Here is a 22,393-nt window from a genome sequence, read left to right as displayed (position 1 = left end):
GCACTACATTTAGTCGGCCAATATTGCCGGAATCAAATCCTCGCGACCGAATGTCATCAGATGGACTCCTTGGCAAAACTGACGCGCCCAAAAGACCGCCTCGCGAGCAAAACTCACCCCTTCGGCCAACGGATCGGATGCCACCTCAAGGCGTTTTAACAGATCGGGCGGCACCTGTATACCAGGAATGTGCCTGTTCAAAAATTCGCCAACCTTGACATTCTTAATCAGGACCACCCCGAGGATCACCGGGACGCGATAATTTGCCAGAAATCCCATAAATTTTTCAAGCTGATTATGTTCGAATACGGCCTGAGTCTGAAAAAATTGCGCCCCGCAGGAAATTTTCTTAACGATTTTCAACAGGGCCGGTTCCATGGGCTGTGCAGCAGGCGCCGCAGAGGCACCGACAAAAAAGTGCGGTGCTGATTGCAAACGGCTGCCGCCCATGTCTATTCCGGACTGCAGCTGCTGAATACCACGGAGCAACTGGACGGAATCAAGGTCAAACACCGGTCGGGCGCCGGGATGGTCGCCGAAACGGGGATGATCACCAGACAGGACCAGCAGATTTTCAATGCCGAGCGCTGCAGCACCGAGCAGATCGGCTTGCAAGGCGATGCGATTGCGGTCCCGGCAGGTCACCTGCAGCACCGGTTCATGACCGCGCTCCAGAAGAATTCGCGCCAGCGCCAGAGGAGCCATCCGCATACGGGCACCCTGATTGTCCGTCAGATTGACTGCATCGACCCTTTCCAGGGCCTCAGCCTTGCGCAGGATCGCCTCAGGATCCGCCCCTTTCGGCGGTGCGAGTTCAGCAGTAATGACGAACTCGCCGACCTGTAATTTTGTGCCAAGTCGGCTCATTCGTCTCCCCCTGCCGAGGGAGTTTTGCGCAGTTGGTGCTGGCCCGGTTTAAACTTTCGGCTCCAGTCTTTCGGAGGGACCACCAAGCTGAAAATGGTTTGCTCACGGCCTTGCAAACGTTGATAAATACGCACCCAAGCGCACTCCCGATCGTGATCGGTTTCGCACTGCCCGTCCGCCATGCCCCCACAGGGGCCGTTCAAAAGGCCTTTGGCACAGGTTGTCACCGGGCAGATCCCGGCGCTTTCGTTGAGAAGACAATCCCCGCACAAAGAACATTTCTCTTCAAACTGCCCATAGCGGCGCACATTGCCGAGAAACATCGGATCAACTCCGGTTAAGACGACTTTATCAGTACAGTCCGATATTGATTGAGCACCGGCGCCGCAAGCTAACACCAGTAACACATCCGCCTCCTCCACCTGCCCGTGAAAACGACGCAGCTCACGCGCCGCCCGCATGATGTGGCAGGCTTCGTTCAGGACCATGCTCCCGGTCACCTCATGCCCCTGCGTCTCCAACCATTCCTGAAAGGCGAAGACCTCTTCCTCTCCTCCGATCTTGCACACCGTGGCACAAGAACCGCAACCGATCAGAAAAACCCGGTCATCGGGGCGCAGCAACTCTTTCAACCGCTGACGATCTTTGGGAGCGCTGACAATCATGCAGACCCGTCCTTTCAACTGTCTGTCGAAAGTGCCAGGAAGGTTCAGGGCGGCAGGGGCAAAAATTAACCGAATCTTTGAACCGTTGCTTTTCAGGGGTGGAGACCCCGCGGTTTTTACCCCACCTGATTAGCGGGCAACCCGCCGTTTGGCACTTTCGACAGTGTTATAGAGCAACATGGTAATGGTCATAGGACCGACGCCGCCGGGAACCGGAGTGATCGCTGCGGCCCGCTCACAAGCGGCGGCAAATTCAACATCCCCAACCAGTTTTTTGTCACCAACCCGATTAACCCCGACATCGATGACCACGGCACCAGGCTTGATCCACTCTCCTTTGATCATCTCCGGCCTGCCGACCGCAGCGATGACGACATCGGCAGCAGCGACTTTTTGCGCCAGGTCAACAGTCCGCGAATGGCAGATTGTCACTGTCGCATGCTCAGCCAGACACATCAGGGCAACCGGTTTTCCGACAATATTGGACCGGCCGACGACCACGACTTCTTTCCCTTTCAGTTCGACACCGGTCCGTTCGAGCATTTTCATGACGCCATAGGGCGTACAAGGCTGAAAGAGCGGGTTGCCGGTTACCAAGCGCCCGACATTATAGGGATGAAATCCGTCGACATCTTTGGCCGGTGAGATCGCTTCCAACACTTTGCCCTCATCAATATGATCCGGTAAAGGCAGCTGAACCAGGATCCCGTCGATCCGCTCGTCGCCATTCAACTGTGCGATCAAATTCAGCAGCTCGACCTCACTGGTCGTTGCCGGCAATTTATGCTCAACAGAAAAAATCCCTGCTGCGGCACAAGCTTTTTCTTTCATTGAGACATAGACACGGCTGGCGGGATCTTCCCCGACCAACACCACGGCCAGTCCTGGGGTCACGCCCTGCTCAATCAACGAGCGGGTATCATCGGCAATCTCCTGTCGCATATCGGCTGCGATCGCTTTGCCGTCAATAATTTTTGCCACTTCATCCTCCTGAAATTCCTGCTGTTTGTTCATTGCTATCGACACGGCCCATAGAAAAGGCCATAAAGTTCAGACTATACGAAAGCAACCTGGGTTTGTAAAGTCGCCAAGATCGCCAAAATGCGCGGAGCGGCATAAAAAAATCCCCGCCGGAATTTTCTCCCGGCGGGGATTGAATCAATGGGTCGAACTTGAATGACTAACTATTGACGGCCTTCGGACAGGACGCACAGGCTTCGCCCCCGCCTCCGGCAGCAGACGGACAGGTACCCTTCTGGGAATAACCCTGATCGTACCAACCGCCGCCCTTCAGGGCAAAGGCACTTTGCGAAATTTGTTTTTTAACCGTTCCACCACACTCCCGACAGGTCTCCACCGGAGCGTCGGAAAACTTTTGCCGGACCTCAAAACGAGCTCCGCAATCAGTACACTGATATTCGTACAAGGGCATGACTTAATCCTCCTAAAAATGATCCCGAACAATCATTTATGTTAATAAAATAGCTAAATCTCTGTCAAGAAGCATGTGCCAGAATCGGTTCGATCACCGCGCGGACGAGTGCTGAATCAACATCGAGAATTAAAAACCTCTTTTGCCGCGATTTTTGCCCGGCCACAAGAGCGACCCGTCCTTTGCCAACCCCCAGAAGTTTGGCCAGGAAATCACGGCAGCTTTTATTGGCGGCCCCTTCCACGGGCGGCGAGGTCAGGCGGATTTTAAGACAGTCGCCCTGGAGTCCGACCAGCTCATTGCGGCTGGCCCGCGGCTGAACCAGAATGTTGACCACAACCCCTTCGGCATGCGGCTGAAACCAGGATGCGTTCATCAGGGGTCCAGAGAACCATCAATGGAGTCGTCAATCTCTTCCGGACTGAAACGGGTCTGCAGCAGACGGCGTTGCTCCTGTTCTTCAATCGGCAGCATATCCATATTCAGCAGGTGCAGATGGTTTTCAATCAAAGCCCTCAAACCGACCTCAAAGGAAACCTTCTGGCGTTTGATATCCTGGATCTCACTCAGCAGATTCAGGCGCTGCTCATTGGCATTGCGAATGATCCTCTCCGCCTCGATATGCGCCTCAGCAAGAACGATATCCCCTTCTCTGCGCGCATTGTTCTTCATCTCCTCGGTCATTTGCTGAGCCGTTACCAGAGTCTCCTGCAATGAGCGCTCCCGCCCACGCATCTGTTCCAGGGCATCAGCGGTTTTGGCCAGGCTTTCCTTGAGCTCATTGTTCTGTTTATAGAGCCGCTCCAGTTCCTCAGCGAGCAATTCCAGAAAATGATCGACCTCGGCCGTATCATAACCGAACAGCCGCGACTTAAACCGCTGCTGCTGCACTTCGATCGGAGTTATCCGCATGCCTGAATCCTTAAACGCTTTGGCTTAATATGCTGCCAGCCGATAGAGAAACGTCGCCAGAACCTGCTGACAGACCGATAGCAGAATCAGCAATGCCATGGGCGACAAGTCGATGCCTCCAACCTGCAAAAATGGCAATAAGCGGCGGATGCGATAAAGCACCGGATCTGTCGCATTATGTAAAAAACGCACAATCGGGTTATACGGATCGGGATTGACCCAGGAGACAAGGGCGCGGGCAATGACGATAAAGATGTAGATATTAAATGCCAGGTCCAGGATTCTGGCAATGGCGACGATCAATACATTCATAATCAAAATGACCTTTCTGGTTGTATAAATGACCTATAATTGACCGTTTCTATAACGAATAGGGCCCTACTGTCAACGATTCGGCAAAACCTGCCTTGAACTTTGACTTAAACTGGAAAAACAGCTAAATTCTGGCAGGGATTTTATTACCTGGCAGCATCGAAAATCGACTCCCCGTACCGATCAAGCCGATTATACAGAGTCCACTTAACTAGCGATAGAAAAAGGATCCGCCATGGTTCAGACCAACAATCTCAATGTTCTCGATATCAGCCCAATCATTGCCCCGGCTGAATTAAAGCAGGTCTTTCCGCTATCCCTTGCCGGAGCAAAATTTGTCAGCGACAGCCGCACCGCGATCAAAGCGATCCTGCGCGGCGAAGACCCTCGCCTGATGGCCGTAGTCGGCCCCTGCTCAATTCATGATCCCAAAGCCGCCCTTGAATATGCCACCCGTCTGGCTGGCCTGGCCAAGAAGGTGAAGGAGCAAATATTCGTTATTATGCGGGTTTATTTCGAAAAACCACGCACGACTATCGGCTGGAAAGGTTTGATCAACGACCCTGACCTGGACGGAACCCATCAGATATCGAAAGGCCTGGGGGTGGCCAGGCAGCTGTTCTGCGCCATGACCGAACTGGATCTTCCCGTCGCCAGTGAAATGCTGGACCCGATCACGCCCGAGTACCTGTCGGATATCATCAGCTGGGGCGCCATCGGCGCCAGAACCACCGAGTCGCAGACCCACCGAGAGATGGCCAGCGGTCTGTCCTTTCCAGTCGGTTTCAAAAACGGCACTGACGGCAACCTCAAAGTCGCCATGGATGCCATGTCCGCAGCCTGCCGCCCACACAGCTTTTTAGGCATCAACAATGAAGGCCGCTCATCAATCGTGCAAACCTCAGGTAATCCGGATGTGCATATCGTCCTGCGCGGAGGCAACGATGCACCCAACTATTTCCCGGAAGACATCGAAAAAACCGGCGCGATGCTGACGGAGAGCAAACTGCCGACAGCAATCATGGTCGATTGCAGCCACGCCAATTCCTGTAAAGATCACAACCGGCAGAAGGAAGTTCTGGACAATGTCATCGGCCAGTTGATTGAAAAGCCTGGCTCCATTACCGGAGTCATGATCGAAAGCAACCTGAACGCCGGCAACCAGAGCATACCTGAGGACTTGAAGCAACTGCAGTATGGGGTATCGGTAACCGACAAATGCGTTGACTGGGAGACCACCGAAGAAATGTTGCTCAATGCCTGCTCAAGATTGGCGGCAAGATCCTAGAGAGAATCCATCCCCGTGGGTGCCTAAATGCCGTTGCTCAATCAGCCGGATGAAGAACGATATCGTCGTACCAGGCCTCGACGCTTTCGCCGGTATTGTCGGTATCGGTCATGATGGCAATCCCCCCGGCGAGGGATGGCTCCTCGCCGAATAGCCGACGATAATCGTCAAGCAGGTTGCGCTGTTCGGTAACCCACTGCCCGGCCTTGGGATCTCCTGATTCGACAGCAAGCATCATGGCCCGCGAAAAATAGCGGTTCGGGATCGCCTCGTTAACCGGCAAACGATTTGCCCAAATATAGTTGATGGTTCTGGTCAGCGGCTTGATCCAGTGCGGAAAGATGACATAGATCCGGGCTGCGTAATCATCACCTGCCTTCCGGTGTGCATCCCCTTTTTCAAGAGTATGGCTGATCTTCCAGCGCCAGCTCAGAACGGGGTATTGATGAAGATCGAACTCAATTTTCCGGATTAGTCCCGTGGCGCTGTTGTGACTGAGCACGTGCAAAACCCGGTTGCCGTCCGCGTTGGTCTGTATTTCATAGTGATTGCCAGCTTTAAAGACCTTGGCGTCCCAGGAGTTGAGATCAGCACTGAAATCAGCGACAACCAGCGGCTCAGCAGACAAAACCGGCAGAGGAAGGCTCCAAACCAAGCAGCCAATTACAATTAAAACCAACCCCCGCCAGCGCATGGCTCCCTCCCTACCGGCATCAGTGTATGGGCTTATGCTCGGAGGCTTCAAGCCCGGGGCCGAGCAGTTCAATGCGCCCGAAGCGTTTTTCATAGGTCTCAATGTTGTTCTGTAAGGCCAGCAGCAGGCGCTTGGCATGCCGCGGCGACAGGATCAGTCGCGATTGAACTCGTGCCTTGGGTGCCTGTGGTTGAACATAGATGCAGTCGATGACAAACTCGCTGTCATTATGATTGACCACCGCCAGGTTGATATACTGGCCGTTGGCAACATCGTCTTCAATCTGAATTTCCAATTTAACTTCTTGCTTCTTGTTCTTCTCCATAAGTCAGCCTTTCAAAGGGAAAGCCTTCTCCTTCATGCTCCGAAAGCTGTTTTCAGCAGCCAGCAGAGCCTGAGGATGTATCAATTTCAGCATAAATCATTAAGCAAGCGATAAATCAATTGCTCCAGCTCCCAGACCTCTGCTGCAGCGTTCTGATGGTCAGCATTTTCCAGCAGAACCCGAGCCCGGTCCAGACATCCATGTGCTTTCAGCAACACCGGCGAAAGTTTTGTTTCCAACTGCACGCGGGGAATCTCCCCGACAGACTCTACCCAATCCTGCATCTCCTCGGCGGCAAGATCTACCTGTCTCAGGGCCTTGGCCGTGTCTTCGGGCAAAGAATTGTAAAGCTGATCGGCTTTTCGTTCTATTTCTTCAAAAATCTGCCGGTAGCGTTCAGAAATCGACATGACTACGGTTCCTTTCGTTCTTCAAGATAATACCTTTACGGAATCCGCCATCCTACGCGAAACGAAGTCAAAAGATCAATATGTCCGCTAAAGTTTATGCCCATGGCGAATCCTTATTGACTTTGTCTCAACCAGCCTGCTAGGTTCTAAGCATATTCGCTAGGGGTGTTACGAAACTGAGAGTTCTGCAACGGGCAGAACAACCCTTGGAACCTGATCCGGTTGATACCGGCGTAGGGAAGCGGCAAAATAATCCGATCTATATCATCGGTCGCCGCTTTGCGGTGACCTTTTTTATTTGATCGAAGATGCGTATTTTTTATAACGAAACCCCCCTGGAGATTCCACCCGGCACCACCCTCTTCCAATTGCAGCGGCAACTGAAACCGGACGCCGATATCGTTATTCTAAACGGCTATCCTCTCTCAGCGGATCGTTTGTTACAGGCGGAGGACCACATCAGCCTTATCCGCCGGGGCGAACAGCCATCAGCCGATGACCTGGAACAGCTCTTGGCAGCCCGCCACACCCCGGGAGTCCACCAGCGCTTGAAAAGCAGTTGTGTCGGCATTGCCGGGGTCGGCGGTCTTGGCTCCCAGGTAGCCGTTGCCCTCGCCCGGGTCGGAGTCGGTCAGCTGATCATTGCAGACTACGATGTAGTCGAACCCTCCAACCTCAATCGCCAACAGTATTTCATCGATCAGATCGGCATGCCCAAAGTCGAAGCGCTGCGCGACAACCTGCGACGAATTAATCCTTGGACCCGCGTTGCTGCCCACAATGTCAAAATTTCCAGCTCAAATCTAAGGACCGTGTATGCGTCAGTCGATGTGCTTGCCGAGGCGTTTGATGCTGCGGATCAGAAGGCCTTTCTGGTCAGCTGTTTCCTGCAGACCCTGCCGGGCAAACCGTTGGTTGCTGCTTCGGGGATGGCCGGGTTCGGCCCGGCCAACAACATAAAAACCCGTAAAATGACGGATAATTTTTATCTATGCGGTGATGGCAGTGCCGCAGCCCGACCAGGCTGCGGATTGATGGCCCCCAGGGTCGGCATCGTTGCTCACCACCAGGCCAACGCCATCGTGCGCTTACTGCTGAATCAATCCCCGGAAACCGAGGAGTAATCAATATGACCATTACCGTCAACGGCCGTGAACGGGTCACCCGGGAAGATCTCACCATCCAACAATTATTGGAGGACCTGGGACTTGCTCCGGCTCACGTCGTCGTTGAATTGAACCGTCACATTCTAGCCCAGGACCAGTTCAGCCGGATCCTTTTGAAGACCGGCGACATGCTGGAAATCGTTCAGTTTGTTGGCGGAGGATAACCCCACCTTAACTCACAGGAAAACCAGATGGACTCTCTTATTATTGCCGGACGCGCGTTTCAATCGCGCTTGATGGTTGGCACCGGAAAATTCTCCTCAAATCAAGCCATGGTGGATGCCATGGAAAATTCCGGTTGCGAAATCGTGACCGTCGCTTTACGTCGGGTCGATATCGACCGCCCCGATGATTCATTGCTCAGCCACATTGACCGCAGCCGCTACCTGCTGCTGCCGAACACCAGTGGCGCGCGCGATGCGGAAGAAGCAATCCGCCTGGCGCGGCTGGCCCGGGCCGCAGGCTGCGAGCCTTGGATCAAACTGGAAATCACCCCGGATCCATATTACCTGCTGCCGGATCCGGTGGAGACTCTGAAAGCGGCTGAAATTCTGGTCAAAGAGGGGTTTGTGGTCCTTCCTTACATGCCCGCCGATCCGGTTCTGGCCAAACGCCTTGAGGAAGCAGGCACAGCCACAGTCATGCCCCTGGGTGCCCCAATCGGCACCAATAAAGGCCTGCAGACCCGTGATCATATCGCCATTATTATCGAACAGGCGAATATCCCAGTGGTTGTCGATGCCGGGCTAGGTGCCCCCAGCCACGCCGCAGCCGCCATGGAACTGGGAGCCGACGCGGTCCTCGTCAACACCGCTCTGGCCGACACTCCGGACCCGGCAGCCATGGCGCGGGCTTTCCGCAAAGGGGTCGAAGCCGGCCGCGAAGGTTTCTTGGCCGGACTTGGTCAACAAAGGCAGAAAGCCCAGGCGTCCAGTCCGCTGACCGGTTTTTTAAGGAGTGAGTCATGAGCTTTCTGGAACAGCTGCAACATTACCCTGAAGCAGACATCAAAAACCGGATCGAGTCGGCCAGGGTTGCTGAAATCGACCGCATCCTCGCCAAACCAAGGCTCAGCCCGGAGGATTTGTGCAGCCTGATCTCTCCACAGGTCAATGATGCACAACTGGAACTCATGGCCCAGCGTGCTCATCGACTCACTTCACAGCGGTTCGGGCGCACCATCCTCATGTACGCCCCCATTTACCTCTCCAACGAATGTCATAATGGCTGCAAATACTGCGGTTTCAGCGCCGACAACCACCTGCTGCGTAAAACTCTGTCCCGCCCGGAAATCGAACGGGAAGCACAGCTATTGCACGAAAAAGGTTTTCGTCACTTACTGCTGTTAACCGGCGAAGCCCCGGAAAGCGCCGGCATCGATTACCTTGAGAGCGCCATCAAAGTCATCAAGCCCTATTCCGGCTCCCTGTCCATTGAAGTCTTCCCCATGGAAGAGAACGGCTATCGCCGCATGGTCAGGGTCGGGGTGGACGGACTGACCCTGTATCAGGAGACATATCGGGCCGACCTTTATCGCCAGTTACATCCCTACGGCCCGAAGAGCGACTTCAGGTTTCGTATTGACGCCCCGGAAAGAGCCGGTCGGGCCGGTTTCAGGCGAATTGGGGTCGGCGCGCTGCTCGGCCTGAGCGAAGGGCTGGCTGACGTGTTTTATACCGGCCTGCATGCCCTTTACCTGGCCCGCAAATTCTGGCGTACGCAAGTCACAATTTCCTTCCCCCGGTTACGCCCCGCGGAAGGTGGTTTTCAACCGAGGACAGTGATCAGCGATCGCCAGTTGACCCAATTTATCTGCGCTATGCGCCTGTTCATCCCCGATGCGGGGCTTGTGCTCTCAACCCGCGAAAGCACCTCACTGAGGAACAACCTGCTCCCCCTCGGCATTACGCAGATGAGCGCCGGTTCCAGCACCGCTCCAGGCGGGTACGGCGATCAGGATCACGAAGCCGAGCAATTTTCCATCAATGACGAACGCTCCCCGCAAGAACTGGAGCTCTATCTTAAAGCAAGAGGATACGAAGCGGTGTGGAAAGACTGGGATCCAGCGTTCCTCAATCAGGTCGGTTAAGGATAAACCATGAAGAAGGTGCAGCTTCCCCCTCTCTACCTGATCACTGATCGCCACCAGCTCAGCTCAGGAAATGATTTTTTGGCAGTGCTGGACGAACTGATGCGGCTCGGGGTTGGCATGATCCAGCTCCGGGAGAAAGATCTCACAGCAGCGGAACTCTACCCGCTGGCTCTGGAACTGAGCGGACTCTGCCGAAAGCGCGATTGTTTGCTGTTGCTCAACGACCGGATCGACCTTGCCCTTGCGGTGAAGGCGGACGGTGTCCACTTGGGAGGCCATTCCTTACCGATTGCGGTGGCCAGACAGATTCTGGGTCAAAACGCTCTGATCGGAGTCTCCACCCACAATACTCGGGAGATAACAGCTGCCGTTGCAGGCGATGCCGATTTTATCACCTTCGGTCCGGTCTATGCCACGCCATCAAAAGCCGCCTATGGTGCTCCCGTCGGGCTAGCAAAGCTACGAGAGACCTGCCAAACCTTGAATCTGCCAACCTATGCTCTGGGCGGAGTCAAGGCCTCCAAGATTCCGGCAATCAAACAAGCCGGGGCACACGGGATTGCCGTCATTTCCGCACTCATGGCCAGCGCGGACCCGGCAGCAGCGTACCGCGAGTTGTCCGCCCAGCTGCAATGACCCACCCCTTTCAGAAGGGGCTTGGATAGCGCTAAAATTAAATCCATAAAAAAGGCTTACTTCTGGAAGAAGTAAGCCTTTTTTGAATTTATGGCGGGGCTGACGGGACTTGAACCCGCGACCTCCGGCGTGACAGGCCGGCGTTGTAACCGACTCTACTACAGCCCCTGAATTTGGTGGGCGAAGAGGGGCTCGAACCCCCGACATCCTGCTTGTAAGGCAGGCGCTCTCCCAGCTGAGCTATTCGCCCTGGATATAAAATGGCGGGGCTGACGGGACTTGAACCCGCGACCTCCGGCGTGACAGGCCGGCGTTGTAACCGACTCTACTACAGCCCCACAGATAGAAATAGGAAGTGCCAAGTGTCTTAAACTTACGAAGAGGGACAGCTTGAGACTTCCTACTTCCGATATTTCTTATTCACGATATGCTGCGATCAATCAGTTAACGGAGTCTTTCAGAGCTTTACCGGCTTTGAACTTGGGAACTTTGGCTGCTGCGATTTGAATCTGCTCACCAGTCTGAGGATTCTTACCGGTACGAGCAGCGCGCTCGCCAACACTGAATGTGCCGAAACCCACCAGAGCAACTTTTTCCCCAGCTTTAAGTGCATCAGTGATTGCTTCGGTAAATGCTTTCAATGCACCTTCTGCATCAGTTTTGCTCAGCCCCGCCTTTTCTGCCATTGCATTGACCAGATCCGCTTTAGTCACAGCATACCTCCTAGAATTGTTTAAGTAATTAAGACATGTGAAAACGCGATAACATATATCAGGTTTCCGAAAAAACTGTCAAGATGTTTTTCCCTGATTTTCCCAGTTTTCCTGGCTTTGACAGTCCTCAGGGAGGTCATTTCTGCTCCGCGCGACCCTTTGCATCATGACTCTGGATCAAAGCCATATCAAGGACTTGATCCATATGGTCTACTGTTTTTATCGTCAGGGCTTTTAACAGATCCGCGGACAGTTCCGGCAAATCTTTTTTATTTTCCGCAGGGATAACAACCAGGGTAATCCCACCTCTACGGGCAGCCAGGAGCTTCTCCTTAAGACCGCCAATCCCCAGGACCCTTCCCCGTAAGGTCACTTCACCGGTCATGGCCAGATCCTTGCGAATCGGTTTACCGGTCAGCGCAGACGCCAGGGCTGTGGCCATGGTGATCCCGGCCGAGGGCCCGTCTTTAGGGACCGCCCCCTCAGGAACATGAATATGCAGATCACGTTTGGAGTAAAAATCATGCTCCAGACCGAGTTCCTGCCAACGCGACCTGACATAGCTCAGAGCCGCCTGCGCTGATTCCTGCATAACATCACCGAGGTGACCGGTGATGGTCAACTTGCCTTGCCCGGGCAGACTGGTCACCTCAATAGAGAGCAATTCGCCGCCAGTTTCGGTCCAGGCCAGCCCGGTTGCCACCCCGAGCTGATCTTCCTGCTCACGCATGCCATATTGGAACAGCGGCACTCCGAGAAATTTCTGAACCTGAGATCGACCAACTTTGAATGTTTTATCCTTCCCTTCCAGCAGAACCCGTTTGGCCAGTTTTCTTAGCACCGCCGCAATATTGCGATCAAGCTCGCGAACGCCGGCCTCGCGGGTATAGCGGCGAATAATCTCCAGCAACGCCTGATCGGAAAACTGCACCTGCTCCAGCGTAAGCCCATGAACATCGACCTGCTTTTTCACCAGGTAGCGGCGGGCAATATGAAGTTTTTCTTCTTCCGAATAACCGGCGATCCGGATCACCTCAAGGCGGTCATGCAACGGTCTGGGAATGGCATGAAGATCGTTTGCCGTAGCGACAAACAGCACCTGAGACAGATCATAATCGACATCCAGGAAGTGATCGGCAAAACTGTTGTTCTGCTCCGGATCCAGCACTTCCAGTAACGCTGAAGAAGGATCACCACGGAAATCCGTGCTCATCTTATCAATTTCATCGAGCATAAAGACCGGATTTTTAACCCCTGCTTTTTTCAGACTCTGGATGATTTTGCCAGGCATGGCGCCAATATAGGTCCGCCGATGCCCGCGGATCTCAGCTTCATCCCGAACTCCCCCGAGGGAGATGCGGATAAACTTACGTTGCAGTGCTTTGGCAATCGATTGTCCCAAAGAGGTTTTGCCAACCCCCGGCGGACCGACCAGGCAGAGGATCGGCCCCTTGATCTGCTTGACCAGGGCCTGCACGGCAAGGTATTCCAGAACCCGCTCTTTGACCTTGTTCAACCCGTAATGATCTGCTTCGAGAATTTCCTCGGCTTTCACCAGGTCATAGCGATCCTTGGTCCCTTTTTGCCAGGGCAACGACAGCAACCATTCGACATAGTTGCGGACAACGGTGGCTTCCGCCGACATGGGTGACATCATTTTCAGTTTGCGAATCTCAGCATAAGCCTTCTCGGTGGCTTCCCGGGACATGCGCTTCTTCTTGATCTGCTCCTCAAACTGAAGAATCTCCTGTTTGAACTCGTCCTGTTCGCCAAGCTCTTTCTGAATAGCCCGCATCTGTTCGTTCAGGTAATATTCTTTCTGACTGCGCTCCATCTGGCTCTTGACCCGGCTGCGAATCCGACTTTCGACCTGCAGGATTTCGATCTCCTGCTCGAGCAGAGCGAGAATATGCTCCAGCCGCCGCATCGGATCCACCAGCTCGAGCATATCCTGCTTATCGGAAAGTGGAACCTGCAAATGCCCGGCAACCGTATCCGCCAGTCGCGAGGGTTCATCAATCCCGGCAATCGTTGCGCTGACTTCAGTCGGCAGCTTTTTGCTCAGGCCGACATAGGTTTCAAAGGTGGTGGCAATGGCGCGCATCACGGCCGGCAACTCAACGGGATCAGAGATCTCTTCCTCAAGCGGCTCGATATCGGTCTCAATCAACTGCTCGGTACGCCTGAATTCACAGATGCGCCCCCGCCAGCAGCCTTCGACAAGAACCTTCACCGTCCCATCGGGGAGTTTCAGCAGCTGAACAACTTTCCCGACCGTGCCGACCAGAAACAGATCATCCAACTCCGGATCGTCGATCTTGGGATCTTTCTGACTGGTCAAAAAGATCATTTTGTCATCTTCTGAAGCCTTTTCGAGAGCACCGATGGAATGTGCACGGCCCACAAACAACGGCGCGACCATGTACGGAAAGATGACAATATCCCGCAAAGGCAACAACGGCAGGGTACGTTTACCCCGGGCGGTCAATTCTTGATCTGGTTGTGACATAAAACAAGCCTGAAAAATTGAAAAGGAGTACAGTCAGACAAAGGACCGTACTCCTGGTTATATCCTATAAATTCAAATGGAATTAGGCACTTTCAGCAACATCGTAAAGAACAATCGGCCTGACCCCTTTGGTAATGACATCTTCGTTGAGGACCACTTCCTTGACCCGATCCTGAGAAGGGATATCGTACATAACCTCAAGCATGGCATTTTCAAGGATGGAGCGTAATCCTCGCGCACCGGTTTTACGCCGCAAGGCCTCTTTGGCAACGGCGATCAGTGCCCCGTCTGTGAATTTGAGATGCACCTTTTCCATCTCAAAAAGACGCTGATACTGTTTCATCAGGGCATTTTTCGGCTCGCGCAGAATTTGAATAAGAGCCTGTTCGTCCAGTTCGTTCAACGTGGCAATGACCGGAATCCGTCCGACAAATTCAGGAATCAGACCATATTTGAGCAGGTCTGTCGGCTGGATCTTACCGAGCAACTGGCCCAGATCTTCTTCCTTGAGAGAACGGACTTCAGCACCAAAGCCCATGGCCTTGGAACCGATCCGCTTGCTGATGATTTTCTCCAGTCCCGAAAACGCGCCACCACAGATAAAAAGAATATTAGTGGTATCAACCTTCAAAAATTCCTGCTGCGGATGTTTGCGACCGCCTTTGGGTGGCACACTGGCCGTTGTCCCTTCGATAATTTTCAGCAGAGCCTGTTGCACCCCTTCCCCGGACACGTCACGGGTAATCGAAGGCGACTCCGATTTCCGGGCGATTTTATCAACCTCGTCGATGTAGATAATCCCTTTTTGCGCCTTTTCGAGATCATAATCAGCAGCCTGCAACAGGCTCAGGATGATATTCTCGACATCTTCGCCAACATACCCGGCCTCGGTCAGATTGGTGGCATCAGCGATGGTAAAAGGAACATCAAGAACCTTGGCCAGAGTCTGGGCCAACAAGGTTTTACCGCTACCGGTTGGCCCCAGCAGCAGGATGTTACTTTTTTGTATTTCAATATCGTCGTTCTTTTCGGAAAACTCGACCCGCTTGTAGTGGTTGTAGACGGCAACGGAAAGAATTTTTTTGGCCCGTTCCTGACCGACAACATATTCATCAAGGATATCCTTGATTTCGGCAGGTTTGGGCAATTGTTTAAACTCGGACCCTGACGCCTGATCCAAGCGCGCTTCTTCATCAATGATATCGTTACACAGCTCGATACATTCATCACAGATATAAACAGTCGGCCCGGCAATCAGCTTTTTAACCTCATCCTGCGATTTCCCGCAAAATGAACAAGTCAACTGGCTGTTTTCATCCTTGGGACTCACCTATAACACCTCCGCCATACAATTATTTCGTCCCCTGACCGGAATCAAGAGGCTAACTCGACCAGAACCAAACCAACCTGCCGAGTCCCCCCTGAACTTCTCCGGGCAGAACCTTACAACTTGCTGATTTGATTCGATTGACTCCGCAAACCTAGCGTCCGATCCGGAGACCGATTCGTGGGCAGCAGTTGCCCGCTCACCCACAGCCTAGCTTTTTCTTTCTACGATCGAATCGATGATACCATAACTGCATGCGGTTGCGCTATCCATGAAAAAATCACGTTCCGTATCGGTCCCGATCTTTTCAAGTTTCTGTCCGGTGTGCTTTGCCAGTATCCCATTCAGGGTCTCACGCATGCGCAATATTTCCTGCGCATGGATATTGATATCTGTTGCCTGCCCCTGAAAGCCTCCCAGGGGTTGATGAATCATGATCCTTGCGTTGGGCAATGCGTAACGTTTCCCAGGAGCTCCTGCAGCGAGCAGCACGGCCCCCATGCTGGCGGCCTGGCCGACACAAATTGTCGAGACCGGCGCTTTGAGGTATTGCATGGTATCGTAGATCGCCATGCCGGCCGTAACCACCCCACCGGGGGAATTGACATAGAGGTGGATATCCCGATCGGGATCCTCTGATTCAAGAAACAGCATTTGTGCAATGATCAGATTGGCCATATGATCTTCGATTGCACCACCCAGAAAGATAATCCGATCCTTGAGCAGCCGCGAGTAGATATCATAGGCACGTTCCCCGCGACCACTATCTTCGACAACCATCGGCACCAGGCTCATGATCAGGACTCCTCTTCTTCGGTATTGTCCGCTTCGTTCGATTCAGCTTCAGGCTGTTTCGGCTCCACTTCAGTAATCTTAGCTTCTCCCAGCACAAATGCGGAAACGTTTTCCCGCATCAGCTGAGACCGAAGGCCAGCCTTGGCTTGCTCGTTCTCGAAATATTTTTGAATCTGCTCCAGCGGAGTATTGCTTTCGTCAGCAAACTCTTGCATTTTTTTGGTCAGATCTTCGTCTTCAACTTTCAGCTCTTCCTGTTTGGCAATCGCATCCAGCAACAATTCAGCCTTGATCTGTTTAATAGCTGTTTCGCGATAGCTCTGAGCAAAAGTCTCATCATTCATGCCCAGCATTTCCAGAGTCATCCCCTGGGCACGCAAGCGCTGAGAAAAATCATCCTTCATATACATCAACTGATTGCTGATCATCCCTTCCGGAACATCGAAGGAGTTCTTGTCGATCAGGGCAGTAATAAAATCTTCCTGCAGTTGCCCCTCAATTCTGCGTTTTTCCTGTGCAATGGAGTCGCTTTTAATGCGCTCTTTCAGCTCAGCAAGGTTTTCCGCATCAAGCTCTTTGGCAAAATCATCATCGATTTTAGGAACAATCTTTTCCTTGATCTCTTTCAGTACAACCTTGAAAACGGCTGGTTTTCCAGCAAGATCTTTTGCCCCGTAGCTCTCCGGGAATGTGACCTCGATATCTTTTTCCTGTTCCCGCTTCATCCCGACCACCTGGTCTTCGAAGCCGGGGATAAAGCTATTGGAACCCAACTCCAGCTGATAGTCTTTGGCAGCCCCGTTGGCGAAGGCAGTCCCATCGATGAAGCCTTCAAAATCGATAATGACCGTATCTCCCTCACGGGCTTTTTTCCGGCTGGAGACTTCCAGTTGCACCCGGGAATCAGCCATCCGTTGCAGTTGCTCATCGACGACCGACTCATCGAAAGAAAATTTCTCTTTTTCCAGCTCAAGCCCCTTATAGTCTTTAGCAACCACATCAGGGCGAACTTCAACTTCAGCCTCGTAACTGAAAGGCTGGCCTTTCTCGATCAGTCCGGATTCGACAACTTGCGGCTGGGAGACCGCCTCTATCTTGTTTTCAACCAGCGCTTTATAAAGACTGTTGTTTATCAGGGAGCCGACTGCGTCATACTGAGCCTTTGGCCCATAGTGCTGCTCAAGAATTGCCCTTGGCACCTTGCCCTTACGAAACCCTTTGATATTTGCGGTCTTGGCAAGTTTCTTATAGGCATTGTTCAGTTCGGTCGCAACAACCTCTTCCGGAACTTCGATAAACAGCTTTTTCTTAATTGAGCTCAGCTCTTCAACCCTGACATTCATTATTTTTCCTTCCTATTTCTATTTTTGACGATGGAAGCATCGAACAACTGCGGTTAAATGATTGCGTTGGTGACACAACCCCAATGGGTGCTGCGCCTCTTCAGGTGGTGCGAGAGGGGGGACTCGAACCCCCACGTCGAAAGACACTGGTTCCTAAGACCAGCGCGTCTACCAATTCCGCCACTCTCGCAAATGACCCACAAGCAACAATGCTCACCCCCCATACCCACCCGGTCTGACGGGCTAACTGAGCGTGGAAGGTGAGCATAGTACATTTTAAATGGGGTGAGTGAAGGGGCTTGAACCCTCGACATCTGGAGCCACAATCCAGTGCTCTACCAACTGAGCTACACCCACCAGAAAAACCCGGCCATGTTACGGAAACAAAAACGCCTTGTCAATTCAAAAAATGGCGCGCCAGGAAGGATTCGAACCCTCGGCCTACGGATTAGAAGTCCGTTGCTCTATCCAACTGAGCTACTGGCGCATAGACGTCTTTTTGACAAAAAGCTTCCAGCCGAAGTAGGCTGCGTTTCTAGCATGCGCTTGCGAGATTTGCAAATAAAATTTATCCGTTTTTTTCTAAATTAGTCCGGTCGAAAGACAAACCCCTCAAGGGTGAGCAATCTGGACCGAATCGGCGGCATTCCGAGGCACCCTGTTTAGTCAATTTCAGGTGCCGGATCTTCGGAAAAAATATCAATCGGCAATTTTTTTGTCAGCTCTTTCTCAAGCATGATTTGCCGCTCTGCAGCACTCCCTTCCAGCATCGGGTCCTCGGCAAAGGGGTCAGCAACCGACAAGGTCTGAAGCGGCACCCCGTTCATGGTGCGTTGCAATAAGTCAAATTCAATCCCGAAGCCAGGATCATCGGCAAAAATATCCTTTACCACATGCGCTCTGGTGCCAGCACAGCTGAACTCAGGATCATCCTGAAAAGGATCATGGTTTTGCGCCGCGCGCCCGGCTGCGTACAAACGCTCGAGGTCAGTGGCATCATGAGAACTTTCAACAAGGTCAAAAGTATAGAGCAACTCCCCAACCAGAGCTTTCGGCTCCGGCAGGTTTTCCCGGCACAGGACCGCCAGTTGCCCAAGCCAGTCGGCAGCCAAGGCAATAACTTCCCGCTCGAGGTTGGTGGGATAACCGCTGCTCTCGATATGATGCCGCAATAACGCCCTGATGCGTTCACCGATCACTCGAAATGAACCGGTTTTGACTTCAGCGCAGGCCTGTTCAAGACGTTTCGCAGCGGCATAGGCATCAGTAATTTCGTCAAGATCAATTTCAGTCCTGCCGGCAAACGATCGAAGCGCTTCAGTGCTGCTTTCGATGACCTGCAAAGTACTTTTTATTCTTGTCGTCTCATTCATACCGAATTCCTTTAACATTTCAAATGGCTCGCCCCGAACAAATTCTTTGCCGAAGCAAAACTATCGGCCCAGACCTCAATGCAATCAGGGTTGGGCATTGAGCACAAATCGCACCGGAACCTGCACCATACTTTCAACCGGTGCGCCCGAACTCATTGCGGGCTTGAACCGCCAGCGGTAAACGGTTTTCAGAGCAACTTGATCAAGAGCTCTAAACCCGCTCGAATCAGCCAATTCCACCTTCCCTACCCGCCCGTCTTTGCGGACTACGACATCAAGGCGAACCGTCCCCTCCCACCCTCTCAAGCGGGCTATTTTAGGGTATTCAGGCTTGGGATTGCCGGCATAAAGAGGAACCGCCAGCTGAGCAAGGGCCTGGTTTCCACCGAAACCATTTGCCCTGGTCTCTTGCCGCAAGGTAGCCCCCGCAGGGGAAAGCGCTTCAGCAGACTGTTTTGCGTCAGTCTTGCCCGCCCTGTCAACTAGGGACGGAACCAGGGATACGACCTTGGTAACCTCTGCCGCGCTGGTCACGCCAACCGACTTGGCGGAGTTTTGAATCGGTGCCGCAACAGGTTCAGGTCGCGACCTTTGCGCTGGCGTCATGAGCGGTCGGGCAACCTCGGTCGGTAAAGCGGGCTTGACAGCCGCAGTGATCATATCCTCACGCGGAGAACTTTTTTGAGGTTTTTTTACCGAGCCGGCTGCCGCGACCAGGTCTTTTTTGCTGACCGCTGGCAAGGGGTTCTGCCTCGCCGACGCTGCCTGCGCTTTTATTTCCGGAGCCGGGTAAAACCCCTCCCGGGTTCCACTTAACAGAATCACGCCAATCTGTTGGGTCAGTAATTGCTGTGACTCAAAAGTCCTGTTGAGCAACAGGCCGCTGCAATGCAGCCCCACCGAAATCAGGATAAAAATAATGAAATGTCTAATTCCAGCTAAATCCATAGCGGCTATTCAAGCATATTCAACAGTTCAGAACCAAACAAATTAAATCTTGCCTGTCTTGTAACTTTGCTGATACTTTATTTCCAATGTCAAAATTGATGAAATTCAATCATTAAATGCCATGTTAATCAACAAATGAGATTGCGATTTTTGAGATGCCCGTTGCCTCTTTGCCTCAGCAACATTCTGCTGGGCGTGCTTCTATTATCACAAAATACCCTCGCTGCAAATCAACAACCATCGAACAATCAAGCTGATTTACTCACCGTTATGCCACAGGTTGTGGTTGAAGCCGAGCGCGTGGCTCCGACGACCGGAACGGTAATCCTGGACAAGGAACTGATCGAACGCCTGCCGCAGCGTAACGGCAGTATCAATGAATTGATCGGCATTGTCCCGGGCATTCAGTACAGCGAAGACGTTAATTCATCCTATGCCGGCGGTGAAATTTTTCCACCTCCGGTGTCTATCTCCGGCAGCCGCTATTACGAAAATAATTATACGATCGATGGCATCGACAACAACAGCGCGCTGGATCCGGCCAGTGACGCCATGGCCGATGCCAACAAACTGCCCGGCCATCCTCAAATGCAATTTCTCAGCCCCCGGCTTATCGAACAGGTCACCGTCTATAACAGCAATATTCCAGCTGAATTCGGTGGGTTTACCGGTGGACAGGTCAATTCTCGAACCCTTGACCCCACACCTGATTCTTGGGGCCAAATCAGCTATCGAACCACCAATGACCGGTGGACAAATTTCCATATTCACCCACTGGACAAAGATAAATTCTACCATTCGGATAACGGTCGCTATCAACCAAAATTTTCCAAGCAGGACTTTGGCCTGGTCCTGAACACGCCACTGAACAATGATACCGGGATACTCTCAAGCTACCAGCAGATTTATTCAAAGATTCCTTTATCCAACCTGGGGAAAACCATTGTTACGTCACGGAAAAGAGAAAATTTCCTGGTTAAAGCAGATCATTACCTTCCCGACAACAGTCACCTGACCCTGACCGGGTTGTATTCACCGACCAGCGCGGATTATTTTCTGGGCGAACTGAAAGACAGCGAATATACGCTAGAAACAAATAATTATCTGCTCGGATTGGAATATGAAAAGGATTTCAGCAGCGGCACATTGCTCTTGAACATTGGCCATTCCGATCATCAACTATCACGAACCTCACCGCAAAACAGATATTTTTGGAGTACCCAAACTGAGAGCATCGACTGGGAGGGTGGCCGCGAAGGAGGCCTCGGCGACATCGAATCAGGCCAAAGGGAACAAAGCCTCAAACTTTCTTACGCCTTTGCAACGATCAATACCGGTTCCATCAGTCACCAGATCAAAACCGGCTTCGATACGACCTATTCTCGGCAATACTATAAACGCCGGCAAACCAGCTACTCATACTATTCTCCCGTGGTCGACGCCAGCATTGTTTGCGCTGCCGACGACCCGGCCTGTATCGATGGAGAACAGTATTTGAGCCGCCGCACCGCCTATAAGCAGACACACAGTGTGCAGACAGTTGTTGATGGCGCTCTTTATCTGCAGGATTCAATGGCCTGGCGGCGCCTGGAACTGTTCCCCGGGGTCAGGGCCTCCTACGATAATTTCACTGAGAACTTAAACATTGCGCCCAGGCTGTCAACTGCCCTCAACCTCTTCGGTACTGGCGACACCATCCTGTTCGCCGGCCAAAACCGCTATTACAGTGGAACCCTGCTGACCCAGGCTCTTTATGGCGCGATCGTTACCGAAAACCAGCTCCGTACCACTGCCGGTAACAGTGATTCCGACTGGAGCTCATCGACACCTTTTACCTATGACGTCGATCATGTTGACACCCCTTACACCGATGAAACCACGGCAGGCATCATCCAGAAACTGTTCGGTGGTGAACTGAAAGCCCAATACATAAAAAAAATCAGCAAACATGAATTTGCTCGGGAAAGAGTTTCAACACCGGGAGCTGAACCCGATATTTATCTGCTGATCAATTCCGGACGATCGGAGCATGAAAGCTATCAGCTTGCCTGGCAGCGCTCCTGGAATCGCCATTTCTTTGAAATCAATGCAACCTGGCAACAGACCACCACGACCAACGAGGATTATGACGTCTCATTTTCGTACCAGGAATTGTCCGAGACCATCTGGTACGACGGCAAAGAGCTCTACAAATATGAAATCCCTCGGCTGGATTTCAACCGTCCGATGGTGGCCAATCTAATCTACAGTGTCCGTTTGCCCTATGGAGTCACACTGACAAACACGACGAAATATCGCGGCAGATACTGGCGGTTGAATAATACCGGAGCAACCAAGCCGAGTGAAGTCAACCCTGATCAGACCGACCCTTATATCTATGAAAAAAAAATCACCCACAGTGCGGTGACCTTCGACTGGAAGATCAGTTGGGAAGTTCCCTACCAAAGCTACGCATGCGTTTTTTCGCTCGATATTTTCAATGTGTTTGATAAAAAGTTAAAAAGATCGTATCAATCCGGTCGTTACGGCTACGAATACGAACTTGGTAGACAGATCTGGGCTGGAATCGACCTGCGTTTTTAATTG

24 protein-coding genes, 6 tRNA genes and 1 riboswitch are annotated in these 22,393 nt (G+C 52.5%); of the genes, 7 read left to right on the top strand and 23 right to left on the bottom strand.

Features of this window, described 5'->3' with window-relative positions; translation table 11 throughout:
- Positions 1 to 9: 9 nt before the first annotated feature.
- The 7 genes from N909_RS0121890 to N909_RS0121860 form a co-directional block, all read right to left on the bottom strand.
- A complete protein-coding gene (locus N909_RS0121890) occupies positions 10 to 867 on the bottom strand; it encodes a methylenetetrahydrofolate reductase (RefSeq protein ID WP_029918238.1) in 858 nt (285 codons plus the stop codon).
- Positions 864 to 1,532 carry a methylenetetrahydrofolate reductase C-terminal domain-containing protein gene (locus tag N909_RS0121885; protein ID WP_029918237.1) on the bottom strand — a complete coding sequence of 223 codons (669 nt, stop codon included), beginning with the start codon at positions 1,530 to 1,532 and terminating at the stop codon, positions 864 to 866. The genes N909_RS0121890 and N909_RS0121885 overlap by 4 nt, the downstream gene beginning before the upstream one ends.
- A 129-nt stretch (positions 1,533 to 1,661) precedes the next feature.
- Positions 1,662 to 2,513 carry a bifunctional methylenetetrahydrofolate dehydrogenase/methenyltetrahydrofolate cyclohydrolase FolD gene (gene folD / locus N909_RS0121880; RefSeq protein ID WP_029918236.1) on the bottom strand — a complete coding sequence of 284 codons (852 nt, stop codon included), beginning with the start codon at positions 2,511 to 2,513 and terminating at the stop codon, positions 1,662 to 1,664.
- A 199-nt stretch (positions 2,514 to 2,712) separates the two neighbouring features.
- Positions 2,713 to 2,964, bottom strand: coding sequence for an FmdB family zinc ribbon protein (locus N909_RS0121875; protein WP_029918235.1), 252 nt, complete (start codon positions 2,962 to 2,964; stop codon positions 2,713 to 2,715).
- Between the two features lie 64 nt (positions 2,965 to 3,028).
- The gene (locus N909_RS0121870) at positions 3,029 to 3,340 is read right to left on the bottom strand and encodes a DUF167 domain-containing protein (protein ID WP_029918234.1); all 312 of its coding nucleotides are present in this window, start codon (positions 3,338 to 3,340) and stop codon (positions 3,029 to 3,031) included.
- On the bottom strand, positions 3,340 to 3,876 hold the full coding sequence (locus N909_RS0121865; RefSeq protein ID WP_029918233.1) for a DivIVA domain-containing protein: 537 nt from the start codon (positions 3,874 to 3,876) through the stop codon (positions 3,340 to 3,342). The genes N909_RS0121870 and N909_RS0121865 overlap by 1 nt, the downstream gene beginning before the upstream one ends.
- A gap of 24 nt (positions 3,877 to 3,900) precedes the next feature.
- Positions 3,901 to 4,188, bottom strand: coding sequence for a YggT family protein (locus N909_RS0121860; RefSeq protein WP_029918232.1), 288 nt, complete (start codon positions 4,186 to 4,188; stop codon positions 3,901 to 3,903).
- Between the two features lie 235 nt (positions 4,189 to 4,423).
- Between N909_RS0121860 and N909_RS0121855 the strand changes: the two genes are divergently transcribed.
- A complete protein-coding gene (locus N909_RS0121855) occupies positions 4,424 to 5,476 on the top strand; it encodes a 3-deoxy-7-phosphoheptulonate synthase (RefSeq protein WP_029918231.1) in 1,053 nt (350 codons plus the stop codon).
- A 37-nt stretch (positions 5,477 to 5,513) separates the two neighbouring features.
- Here N909_RS0121855 and N909_RS0121850 read toward each other — a convergent pair whose 3' ends face one another.
- From N909_RS0121850 to N909_RS0121835, 3 genes are all read right to left on the bottom strand, one after another.
- Positions 5,514 to 6,104: a DUF3047 domain-containing protein gene (locus N909_RS0121850; RefSeq protein WP_162179149.1), complete on the bottom strand. Its 591-nt coding sequence runs from the start codon at positions 6,102 to 6,104 to the stop codon at positions 5,514 to 5,516.
- Between the two features lie 85 nt (positions 6,105 to 6,189).
- Positions 6,190 to 6,495: a DUF3467 domain-containing protein gene (locus tag N909_RS0121845; RefSeq protein ID WP_029918229.1), complete on the bottom strand. Its 306-nt coding sequence runs from the start codon at positions 6,493 to 6,495 to the stop codon at positions 6,190 to 6,192.
- 86 nt (positions 6,496 to 6,581) lie between these two features.
- Complete coding sequence (locus N909_RS0121835) at positions 6,582 to 6,905, bottom strand: hypothetical protein (RefSeq protein ID WP_029918228.1); 324 nt, start codon at positions 6,903 to 6,905, stop codon at positions 6,582 to 6,584.
- Between the two features lie 151 nt (positions 6,906 to 7,056).
- Positions 7,057 to 7,162: riboswitch (TPP riboswitch) on the top strand.
- Between the two features lie 51 nt (positions 7,163 to 7,213).
- Between N909_RS0121835 and thiF the strand changes: the two genes are divergently transcribed.
- The 5 genes from thiF to thiE are packed head-to-tail and all read left to right on the top strand — an operon-like array spanning position 7,214 to position 10,799.
- A complete protein-coding gene (thiF, locus tag N909_RS0121830; protein ID WP_029918227.1) occupies positions 7,214 to 8,029 on the top strand; it encodes a sulfur carrier protein ThiS adenylyltransferase ThiF in 816 nt (271 codons plus the stop codon).
- Positions 8,030 to 8,034: 5 nt separating this feature from the next.
- Complete coding sequence (thiS, locus tag N909_RS0121825) at positions 8,035 to 8,235, top strand: sulfur carrier protein ThiS (RefSeq protein WP_029918226.1); 201 nt, start codon at positions 8,035 to 8,037, stop codon at positions 8,233 to 8,235.
- A 27-nt stretch (positions 8,236 to 8,262) separates the two neighbouring features.
- Positions 8,263 to 9,039, top strand: coding sequence for a thiazole synthase (locus N909_RS0121820; RefSeq protein WP_029918225.1), 777 nt, complete (start codon positions 8,263 to 8,265; stop codon positions 9,037 to 9,039).
- On the top strand, positions 9,036 to 10,160 hold the full coding sequence (thiH, locus tag N909_RS0121815; protein WP_029918224.1) for a 2-iminoacetate synthase ThiH: 1,125 nt from the start codon (positions 9,036 to 9,038) through the stop codon (positions 10,158 to 10,160). Before N909_RS0121820 ends, thiH begins: the two co-directional genes overlap by 4 nt.
- 9 nt (positions 10,161 to 10,169) lie before the next feature.
- Entirely contained in the window at positions 10,170 to 10,799 is a 630-nt protein-coding gene (gene thiE, locus N909_RS0121810; protein WP_029918223.1) for a thiamine phosphate synthase, read from the top strand.
- A gap of 91 nt (positions 10,800 to 10,890) precedes the next feature.
- On the opposite strand, the gene N909_RS0121805 is transcribed toward thiE, so the two are convergent.
- The 13 genes from N909_RS0121805 to N909_RS24955 form a co-directional block, all read right to left on the bottom strand.
- Positions 10,891 to 10,967, bottom strand: a tRNA-Asp gene (locus tag N909_RS0121805).
- Positions 10,968 to 10,973: 6 nt separating this feature from the next.
- A tRNA-Val gene (locus N909_RS0121800) sits at positions 10,974 to 11,049 on the bottom strand.
- An 11-nt stretch (positions 11,050 to 11,060) separates the two neighbouring features.
- Positions 11,061 to 11,137, bottom strand: a tRNA-Asp gene (locus N909_RS0121795).
- A 102-nt stretch (positions 11,138 to 11,239) separates the two neighbouring features.
- The gene (locus tag N909_RS0121790; RefSeq protein ID WP_029918222.1) at positions 11,240 to 11,512 is read right to left on the bottom strand and encodes an HU family DNA-binding protein; all 273 of its coding nucleotides are present in this window, start codon (positions 11,510 to 11,512) and stop codon (positions 11,240 to 11,242) included.
- Positions 11,513 to 11,648: 136 nt separating this feature from the next.
- Positions 11,649 to 14,021, bottom strand: coding sequence for an endopeptidase La (lon, locus tag N909_RS0121780; RefSeq protein WP_051690044.1), 2,373 nt, complete (start codon positions 14,019 to 14,021; stop codon positions 11,649 to 11,651).
- Positions 14,022 to 14,103: 82 nt separating this feature from the next.
- Positions 14,104 to 15,351: an ATP-dependent Clp protease ATP-binding subunit ClpX gene (gene clpX / locus N909_RS0121775; RefSeq protein ID WP_029918220.1), complete on the bottom strand. Its 1,248-nt coding sequence runs from the start codon at positions 15,349 to 15,351 to the stop codon at positions 14,104 to 14,106.
- Positions 15,352 to 15,558: 207 nt separating this feature from the next.
- Positions 15,559 to 16,143 (bottom strand): ATP-dependent Clp endopeptidase proteolytic subunit ClpP, encoded by a 585-nt coding sequence (gene clpP, locus N909_RS0121770; RefSeq protein WP_029918219.1) that lies wholly within the window; start codon positions 16,141 to 16,143, stop codon positions 15,559 to 15,561.
- A 2-nt stretch (positions 16,144 to 16,145) separates the two neighbouring features.
- Entirely contained in the window at positions 16,146 to 17,486 is a 1,341-nt protein-coding gene (gene tig / locus N909_RS0121765; RefSeq protein ID WP_029918218.1) for a trigger factor, read from the bottom strand.
- A 105-nt stretch (positions 17,487 to 17,591) separates the two neighbouring features.
- Positions 17,592 to 17,676, bottom strand: a tRNA-Leu gene (locus N909_RS0121760).
- A gap of 91 nt (positions 17,677 to 17,767) precedes the next feature.
- Positions 17,768 to 17,843 (bottom strand) — tRNA-His (locus tag N909_RS0121755).
- Between the two features lie 53 nt (positions 17,844 to 17,896).
- A tRNA-Arg gene (locus N909_RS0121750) sits at positions 17,897 to 17,973 on the bottom strand.
- Positions 17,974 to 18,148: 175 nt separating this feature from the next.
- A complete protein-coding gene (locus N909_RS0121745) occupies positions 18,149 to 18,859 on the bottom strand; it encodes a hypothetical protein (protein ID WP_029918217.1) in 711 nt (236 codons plus the stop codon).
- Positions 18,860 to 18,943: 84 nt separating this feature from the next.
- Entirely contained in the window at positions 18,944 to 19,807 is an 864-nt protein-coding gene (locus N909_RS24955; protein WP_051690043.1) for an energy transducer TonB, read from the bottom strand.
- Positions 19,808 to 20,077: 270 nt separating this feature from the next.
- Between N909_RS24955 and N909_RS0121735 the strand changes: the two genes are divergently transcribed.
- On the top strand, positions 20,078 to 22,390 hold the full coding sequence (locus N909_RS0121735) for a TonB-dependent receptor plug domain-containing protein (protein WP_029918215.1): 2,313 nt from the start codon (positions 20,078 to 20,080) through the stop codon (positions 22,388 to 22,390).
- The last annotated feature ends 3 nt before the right edge of the window (positions 22,391 to 22,393 follow it).

It is taken from the genome of Pelobacter seleniigenes DSM 18267, from assembly GCF_000711225.1.
Classification (GTDB): Bacteria; Desulfobacterota; Desulfuromonadia; order Desulfuromonadales; family Geopsychrobacteraceae; genus Seleniibacterium; species Seleniibacterium seleniigenes.
Note: the sequence above shows the minus strand (reverse complement) of the source record. Positions and strands in the feature narration are given on the sequence as shown.

Bases quoted from the DNA above. Each gene is read 5' to 3' on its own strand.
- N909_RS0121855 (WP_029918231.1), top strand. From the start codon at position 4,424: ATGGTTCAGACCAACAATCTCAATGTTCTCGATATCAGCCCAATCATT.
- tig (WP_029918218.1), bottom strand. From the start codon at position 17,486: ATGAATGTCAGGGTTGAAGAGCTGAGCTCAATTAAGAAAAAGCTGTTT.
- thiF (WP_029918227.1), top strand. From the start codon at position 7,214: ATGCGTATTTTTTATAACGAAACCCCCCTGGAGATTCCACCCGGCACC.
- N909_RS0121890 (WP_029918238.1), bottom strand. From the start codon at position 867: ATGAGCCGACTTGGCACAAAATTACAGGTCGGCGAGTTCGTCATTACT.
- N909_RS0121835 (WP_029918228.1), bottom strand. From the start codon at position 6,905: ATGTCGATTTCTGAACGCTACCGGCAGATTTTTGAAGAAATAGAACGA.
- N909_RS24955 (WP_051690043.1), bottom strand. From the start codon at position 19,807: ATGGATTTAGCTGGAATTAGACATTTCATTATTTTTATCCTGATTTCG.
- thiS (WP_029918226.1), top strand. From the start codon at position 8,035: ATGACCATTACCGTCAACGGCCGTGAACGGGTCACCCGGGAAGATCTC.
- thiE (WP_029918223.1), top strand. From the start codon at position 10,170: ATGAAGAAGGTGCAGCTTCCCCCTCTCTACCTGATCACTGATCGCCAC.
- N909_RS0121820 (WP_029918225.1), top strand. From the start codon at position 8,263: ATGGACTCTCTTATTATTGCCGGACGCGCGTTTCAATCGCGCTTGATG.
- N909_RS0121870 (WP_029918234.1), bottom strand. From the start codon at position 3,340: ATGAACGCATCCTGGTTTCAGCCGCATGCCGAAGGGGTTGTGGTCAAC.
- N909_RS0121875 (WP_029918235.1), bottom strand. From the start codon at position 2,964: ATGCCCTTGTACGAATATCAGTGTACTGATTGCGGAGCTCGTTTTGAG.
- N909_RS0121735 (WP_029918215.1), top strand. From the start codon at position 20,078: ATGCCACAGGTTGTGGTTGAAGCCGAGCGCGTGGCTCCGACGACCGGA.
- N909_RS0121885 (WP_029918237.1), bottom strand. From the start codon at position 1,532: ATGATTGTCAGCGCTCCCAAAGATCGTCAGCGGTTGAAAGAGTTGCTG.
- N909_RS0121865 (WP_029918233.1), bottom strand. From the start codon at position 3,876: ATGCGGATAACTCCGATCGAAGTGCAGCAGCAGCGGTTTAAGTCGCGG.
- lon (WP_051690044.1), bottom strand. From the start codon at position 14,021: ATGTCACAACCAGATCAAGAATTGACCGCCCGGGGTAAACGTACCCTG.
- clpP (WP_029918219.1), bottom strand. From the start codon at position 16,143: ATGAGCCTGGTGCCGATGGTTGTCGAAGATAGTGGTCGCGGGGAACGT.
- N909_RS0121745 (WP_029918217.1), bottom strand. From the start codon at position 18,859: ATGAATGAGACGACAAGAATAAAAAGTACTTTGCAGGTCATCGAAAGC.
- N909_RS0121845 (WP_029918229.1), bottom strand. From the start codon at position 6,495: ATGGAGAAGAACAAGAAGCAAGAAGTTAAATTGGAAATTCAGATTGAA.
- N909_RS0121860 (WP_029918232.1), bottom strand. From the start codon at position 4,188: ATGAATGTATTGATCGTCGCCATTGCCAGAATCCTGGACCTGGCATTT.
- thiH (WP_029918224.1), top strand. From the start codon at position 9,036: ATGAGCTTTCTGGAACAGCTGCAACATTACCCTGAAGCAGACATCAAA.